This is a genomic window from Acidovorax sp. KPB24-07 (assembly GCF_057543315.1).
In genome coordinates this window covers 1-6658 of sequence record NZ_BAAJYS010000208.1, presented here as the reverse complement: position 1 = coordinate 6658, position 6658 = coordinate 1, and the positions used below count along the sequence as shown (strand labels likewise).

Below are 6658 nucleotides of genomic sequence, written 5' to 3'. Positions count from 1 at the left end.
GATGACCTACTTTCACACGGGAACCCGCACTATCATCGGCGCAAAGTCGTTTCACTGTCCTGTTCGGGATGGGAAGGAGTGGTACCAACTTGCTATGGTCATCAGGCATAACTTGGAGCTACCTTGATGTGATCAACCGGCGATCTCACCCGCTTCGCCGCCGAAACCGGCCGCACCACCTACCGCTTCGACGTGCGCACGCCCGAGGAGTACGAGGCCGGGCACCTGCCCGGCTTTCGCAGCGCGCCGGGCGGCCAGCTCGTGCAGGAAACCGACCATGCGGCGCCCGTGCGCGGCGCCCGCATCGTGCTGGCCGACGACGATGGCACGCGAGCGAACATGACCGCCTCCTGGCTGGCCCAGATGGGCTGGGACGTATGGGTGCTGGACGGCGCCGATCCTGCCGCCGCGCTGGAGACGGGCCAGCCCCCGCCGCTCGCGCCCGAGCCGCACGGGCCGCTGACCTGGGTCGCGCCACGTCAGCTCGCGCGCTGGCTGCGGGAAGAGCCCGAAGGGCACACAGCCGTTCTGGATTTCACCGCCAGCGCCCAATACGTTCGGCGCCACATCCCCGGTGCCTGGTTCGTCCTGCGGTCCCAGTTGGCGCAGGCACTGGAACACGTGCCGCCCGCCAGCCGCTATGTGCTGACCTGCGGCACCAGCGCCCTCGCCCGCCATGCCGCCGAAGCTGTCGCCCGGCTGACCGGCGCGCCCACGGCCGTGCTGCAAGGCGGCACCCTGGCATGGATCGAAGAAAACCTGCCCCTGGAGCATGGCGAGACGCGCCTGGCCTCCCCGCGCATCGACCGCTACCGCCGCCCCTACGAAGGCACCGACGCCCCGCGCGAAGCCATGCAGGGCTATCTGGACTGGGAGTTCGGGCTGGTGGAGCAACTGGCGCGCGACGGCACGCACGGCTTTGCGGTCGCCTGAATGTTTTGCTATTTAATTAATAGCAATACAGGCATGAAAACCTAGGGCATCGGGCCCAAAAGGCTTCAGGCTTTCAGCCTTGAGTTCTGCCGCCGCCTGCGGCGCCAATGCAGGGCCTCAACACCGCCTCGAAATCGTTCATCGCCTGCGCCGCACCCAGGTCGGCGAGATAGGCGCCACCGGCCTTGAGGGCCAGCGTGGCCTCGCCGGCCCCGGGCGGGCGTTCGATGCGCACGCGAAAGCCGCTGCGGTTCCACTCCGGAAAGTGGCCCGACTCCAGCAGGCCCTGTGCATCGTCCCTGCGCGTGATCCCCGGCCATGCACTGCCGGTCTCGGACATGCGCGCCAGGCCAGCCGCGGCGCAGTCGAACAGTTGCGGATTGGAGAGGTCGGCGGGCACGGCCAGAACCCGCGATGCGCTCGGCGGATAGCCGGCCGCGCCGGTCAGCGCGCAGCCCGACAGCACGCAGGCCAGGGCGGCCGCCACGCCCATGGCGGGCCATCGCACCCTGCAATGGAGTGGCGTCGCGCTGTCTGGCATGGCAGTTCCTTCGGGTGAGAGATTTCGGGCCCCTAATGGACCATGCCGGGCCATTCCAGCCAACCCCCCTTCGGTGGGGGTGCCACGAAATCGGCATGGCGCGGCGGCACCGGGCCCAGGCGGAGCGGCTCACTACAATCGGTCCGCCATGCACAACCGCCACGATCCCCGCGTCCTGCCCATGCGCAACGGGGTGAGCCCCAGTTGCGTGGCGCTGCCTTCGACTGGCGAGGGCAGCCTGCTGGACTTTCTCGTAAAGCGCTTGCCCGCCGTGGGCCGCGAAGGCTGGCTGCAGCGCATGGCCGCGCGCGAAGTGGTCGACGAGTTCGGCGTGCCGGCCACGGCCGAGCGGCCCTTCGCCCCCGGCATCCGGCTGTACTACTACCGGGCGCTGGAGCAGGAAACCGCCATTCCCTTCGAGGAAGCCGTGCTCTACCGGGACGACCACATCCTCGTGGCCGACAAGCCGCATTTCCTGCCCGTGGTGCCCACGGGCCGCTACCTGCAGCACACGCTGCTGGTGCGGCTCAAGCGCCGCCTGAACCTGCCCGACCTCGCGCCCGTGCACCGCATCGACCGCGACACGGCCGGGCTGGTGCTGTTTTCGGTGCAGCGCGAAACGCGCGGCGCCTACCAGGCCCTGTTCCGTGACCGCCGCATCGCCAAGACCTATGAAGCCGTGGCGCCGTGGCGCGACGACCTGGCCTTTCCCCGCGAGCACGCCAGCCGCATGGAGGAAAGCCCCCAGTTCTTTCGCATGCAGGAAGTGCCGGGGGAACCCAACACGCTCACGCGCATCGAGGTGCTGCAGGTGGCCGGCGCCTGGGCCCGCTACCGCCTGTCGCCCGTGACGGGCAAGCGCCACCAGTTGCGCGTGCACATGGCGGCGCTGGGGCTGCCGCTGCGCGGCGACGCTTTCTATCCCGTGGTCAACGATCCGCCCGAAGGCGACTTTTCGCAGCCGCTGCAGTTGTTGGCGCGGTCGCTGGTGTTCGACGACCCGGTCACCGGAGTGCCCCGGCGTTTCGACAGCGAGCGGGAATTGGGCGCCTTGGAATGACCCCCATGCGGCCCGGTAGCCCGGTCGGGTGACCCGCAACGGGCTGCATCTGCACGGCAAACCGCGCCCCGGGGCTGCTTCGCACGGCTGTGGCGAGCCGGCGCATGGGCGCATGGCTTCGGAAAGAAGTGGGGCCGTTGCTATCAATGCCACTGCAGATATATTCCACAACTATCCATTGGTGACCGATGAAGAGGGGATGCGGAAATGGCCTGGACACAGAAACCATGGCGGATGCTGGCATCGATCGGCCTCATCGTGGCCGCTTTTTCGGTTTCGGCCGCGGACAACGCGCTGCACTTCGATGGCGCGAACGACCAGGTCGCGATGCCCGTTCCCGCGGCACTGGCTGCAGCCAACAGTTTCTCGACCACGGTGTGGATCAAGCCCGATTCGCTGCCGACGGCCGCCCGGGTGTTCTTCGCCCAGACGGACACGTCCAACTTCGTCACGCTGCTGATGTCCACCTCTGGCGCAATCCTTGGCTATGTCGTCAATGGTGGCGCCACGGTGTCGACGAGATCCACCGACGCGGTCACGGCAGGCGCCTGGAATCACGTTGCCATGATCTGGGATGCTTCGACAAGCACCGTCGCCCTCTACATCAATGGCGTCTTGCAGCCCAGCATGCCCGGTGGGGCCAGTTCCACCGGCACGAATGGGTTGATGACGATCGGTTCGCGGACCGACGGAGCGCAGTCTTTCCCCGGATCGATGGATCGCTTCGATCTTTTCAACCGGGTCCTGACCGCCTCCGAGGTCACCACGGCCAAAGCCGGCTGCCAGGCCCCGGCGGGTGCGTCGAATTCATATGCTTTCGACCAAGGCAATGCAGCAGGCAACAATGCCGGGCAGACCAGCCTGCCCGATGGGGCCGGGGGCAATGACGGCACGCTGCAGAACTTCGCACTCACCGGGACCGCCTCCAATTGGGTGGCATCGGATGTCACCAGCAAGTGCAGCTATGCCGTCGGCGGAACGGTTTCGGGGCTGACGGGAACGGGCCTCGTTCTACAAATCAACGGTGGCGGCAACGCGTCGATTTCAGCCAATGGAGCGTTCTCGCTGTCGGCCGTGCCTTACGGCGCGACCTATGCAGTGTCCGTGCTGAACCAGCCCACATCGCCAGCGCAGAGTTGCACCGTGACGAACGGCAGCGGCACGGTGTCGGGCCCCGTGAGCAACGTCGCTGTCGTCTGCACTGCCGTGGCGGTGCCACCCGTGGCTGCGGCTGCGGCCATCCCGACGCTCAGCGAGTGGGGGCGATACCTTCTGACGGCGTTGATTGCAGCGTTCGCACTGTTCATGCATCGGCGGCGAAGCCGTGCCAATCGCTGAGGGCTGGGCAATCGAGCGAAGCACCGCGTGCATGGCATCTTTGCCACGTCGTGCGGGAACCAGGCCGACGAGCCTTATATAATCCGGCGCGCCACAGCGAAAGGCATTGCCAGTCAATGCCCCAGCCTCTGGCGCCATGCGGGTGTAGTTCAATGGTAGAACGGCAGCTTCCCAAGCTTCATACGAGGGTTCGATTCCCTTCACCCGCTCCAATCGATGCCTGATCCACAGATGCCGATGCGTCTCTGGGTCGCTGCAAAAGGGGCTTTTCAGCCCCTTTTTCTATGGCCTGGCCGGAACGGATTTCGCTGACGAGTCGTCTTGCGGGGGCTTTTTCGCATCGGCAGTGGAGCCGCTGGGATGCTCCTCGAGGGGCGGCAGCCGGGTCGACAGGTCCGAAGCTGACGTTCGGGCCGATTTCAAGTACGCCGCGCGCCGCAGCCGCTCCTGCAGCAGCTGCTGGATTTCTTCCGAGCCCTGCCGACCGAAACCGCTTGGCGCGGCAGCGCATCGCTCAATGCCACCGGGTCCGTTCGACAGTCTTTGATGCACGTCATTCCGCCCCGTGCAACAGCATGGTCTCCCCTGTAGGACAACGGCGGCAAAGCGGCAGGGCAGCGGGGGGAAGCCGCAGGCGCGGGCTAGCATGGCCCCAAGAAAACGCCCATGACCATGCCCCCTGAGACTTCGCCTTCCTCCACTGCGCCCGCCCCTGCATCGCCCACGCCCTCCCGGAGGCGGCGGTCGCGGCTGCCGCTTGCCGCAGTGGCGGGGCTGCTCGTTGTGCTGCTGCTGTTGCTGGCCTTCGTGGCGTGGTTCGACTGGAATCGGGCCAAGCCCTGGATCAACCAGCAGGTCAGCGAGGCCACCGGCCGCCGCTTTGCCATCGAGGGCGATCTGAGGGCCCACTGGCAGTGGCCGCAGCCCGTGGAGACCGGCTGGCGCCGCTGGGTGCCGGGCGTCACGGTGCAGGCGGACCGGCTGGTGATGGACAACCGGGCGGACTTCGGGCACTTCGGCGCCCTGGATGTGCAGACGGACGATGCATCCACCGCCACCGTGCAGGCGCGTGCCGAGAAGGCCGCCGCATCGGCCACGCCTGCGGTGTCGGCTGCATCGGCAGCTTCCGTGCCGGCCGCGCCGGACAGCACGGCCTCGGTGCCCGCGTCCGGCCAGCCCATGGCCACCCTGGGCAGCGTCAGTGCTTCGCTTCGGCTCCTGCCGCTGCTGTCGCGCCATGTGGCCATCGACACGCTGGTACTCACCGTGCCTGACGTGGCGCTGGCCCGCAAGGCCGACGGCAGCAACAACTGGACCTTCGACCGCCCCGCCAAGGACGGCGGGCCGGCGAAGCCCAATCCCTGGAGCGTGAGCGTGGGACGGCTCGTGGTGCGCGATGGCCAACTGGCCTATGCCGATGCCGTGAAAGACCTGGCCTTCACCGCCAAGCTCGGGACCATCGACACACCCGCCGGGCAGGCGCCCGGCCCGTACGGCGTGCGCTTCGAGGTGCGGGGCCGCTACGCCAAGGCCCGCATCCAGGGCCGGGGCGAAGGCGGGCACGTCATGGACCTGCGCGAAAAGGTCGTGGACTACCCGCTGCGGTTCAAGGCGAAGGCCGGCACGGTGGAAGCCGAGGTGGAAGGCATCCTGTCCAACCCGGCCGCGCTGTCGGGCATGGACCTGAAGGTGATGCTCAAGGCCGAGAGCATGGCCGACCTGTATGACCTGACCGGCCTGGTGCTGCCGAACACGCCGCCGTTTCGCACGCGCGGCCGGCTGGTGGGCAGCCTGGAGCCGGACAACGCGGTGTGGGAGTACCGCGATTTCGACGGCACCGTGGGCGACAGCGATCTGCATGGCAGTCTGACTTACACGTCGGCCAAGCCCCGCCCCCGCCTCAAGGGCACGATGACCTCCAAGAAGCTGCGTCTGGCCGACCTGGGGCCCGTGCTGGGCGCACCGACGGGCGAAGGCAAGGCGGAAAAAGGCACCTCCAAACGCCCCGGCAAGGTGCTGCCCGACGTGGCATTCGCCACCGACCGCTGGAACGCGATGGACCTGGACCTGACCTTCAGTGGCCAGCAGATCGTGCGCGACGAGAGCCTGCCGATCGAAAACCTGCGCGTGCATGCGGTGCTGGACAACGCCCTGCTCACCCTCTCGCCCCTGCAGTTCGGTGTGGCGCAGGGCAAGATCGATTCCACCGTGGTGCTGGACAGCCGCACCAAGCCGCTCAAGGCCCAGTTGCGCGGCAGCGTGGAAGGGCTGCGGCTGTCGGGCCTGTTTCCCAAGGTCGAACTGATGGAAAAGAGCTTCGGCCGGCTTGATGGTGCCGTGGCCCTGAACGGCAGTGGCCAGTCGGTGGCCAGCATGCTGGGCAGCGCCAGCGGCGAAACCCGCCTGTACATCCGCGATGGCCGTTTCAGCAAGCAGATGCTGGACCTGGCCGCGCTCAACGTGGGGAGCGTGGTGGTGGCCAAGCTCTTCGGCGACGACAAGGAAGTGCAGCTGCGCTGCGCCGTGGCCGACTTCGCGGTGAAAGACGGCATCGCGCAGACCCGCTCGGTGAAGCTGAGCACCAACGAGGCCACGGTGGAAGCCACCGGCACGGCCGACCTGGGCCGCGAGCACATCGACCTGCGCATCAAGCCCGAATCGCTGCAGTGGAAGTTCTTCTCCCTGCGCACGCCGCTGTACGTGAAGGGCCCATTTGCCGATCCCAAGGTGGGCCTGGAAGCCGGCCCGCTGCTGCTGCGCGCGGGGCGCCGCCGTGGCGGCCGCCG

At 67.6% G+C, this 6658-nt stretch carries 4 protein-coding genes, 1 tRNA gene, 1 rRNA gene and 1 pseudogene; 5 read left to right on the top strand and 2 right to left on the bottom strand.

Translation table 11 applies throughout. The annotated features are described in order from the left end of the window. A 5S ribosomal RNA gene (gene rrf, locus AC27IQ_RS17265) occupies positions 1 to 106 on the bottom strand; the annotation flags it as partial. Between the two features lie 56 nt (positions 107 to 162). Here rrf and AC27IQ_RS17260 point away from each other — a divergent pair. Next, a pseudogene (locus tag AC27IQ_RS17260) lies at positions 163 to 933 on the top strand (rhodanese-like domain-containing protein); the annotation flags it as partial. A 73-nt stretch (positions 934 to 1006) separates the two neighbouring features. Here the strand turns inward: AC27IQ_RS17260 and AC27IQ_RS17255 are convergent. Further along, positions 1007 to 1474 carry a hypothetical protein gene (locus AC27IQ_RS17255; protein ID WP_487090190.1) on the bottom strand — a complete coding sequence of 156 codons (468 nt, stop codon included), beginning with the start codon at positions 1472 to 1474 and terminating at the stop codon, positions 1007 to 1009. Between the two features lie 148 nt (positions 1475 to 1622). On the opposite strand from AC27IQ_RS17255, the gene AC27IQ_RS17250 reads away from it, so the two are divergent. The 4 genes from AC27IQ_RS17250 to AC27IQ_RS17235 all read left to right on the top strand — a co-directional run. Continuing rightward, on the top strand, positions 1623 to 2534 hold the full coding sequence (locus tag AC27IQ_RS17250; RefSeq protein ID WP_487090189.1) for a pseudouridine synthase: 912 nt from the start codon (positions 1623 to 1625) through the stop codon (positions 2532 to 2534). Between the two features lie 234 nt (positions 2535 to 2768). After that, positions 2769 to 3872 (top strand): IPTL-CTERM sorting domain-containing protein, encoded by a 1104-nt coding sequence (locus tag AC27IQ_RS17245; RefSeq protein WP_487090188.1) that lies wholly within the window; start codon positions 2769 to 2771, stop codon positions 3870 to 3872. Positions 3873 to 4010: 138 nt separating this feature from the next. Further along, positions 4011 to 4084: transfer RNA gene (locus tag AC27IQ_RS17240), tRNA-Gly, on the top strand. A 454-nt stretch (positions 4085 to 4538) separates the two neighbouring features. Further along, positions 4539 to 6658, top strand: a 2120-nt coding sequence (locus tag AC27IQ_RS17235; protein WP_487090187.1) for an AsmA family protein, incomplete at its 3' end; no start/stop codon positions are given.

What these genes read in the sequence shown, in the direction of transcription:
- AC27IQ_RS17255 (WP_487090190.1), bottom strand. Translation starts at nt 1,474, where the DNA reads ATGCCAGACAGCGCGACGCCACTCCATTGCAGGGTGCGATGGCCCGCC.
- AC27IQ_RS17245 (WP_487090188.1), top strand. Translation starts at nt 2,769, where the DNA reads ATGCTGGCATCGATCGGCCTCATCGTGGCCGCTTTTTCGGTTTCGGCC.
- AC27IQ_RS17250 (WP_487090189.1), top strand. Translation starts at nt 1,623, where the DNA reads ATGCACAACCGCCACGATCCCCGCGTCCTGCCCATGCGCAACGGGGTG.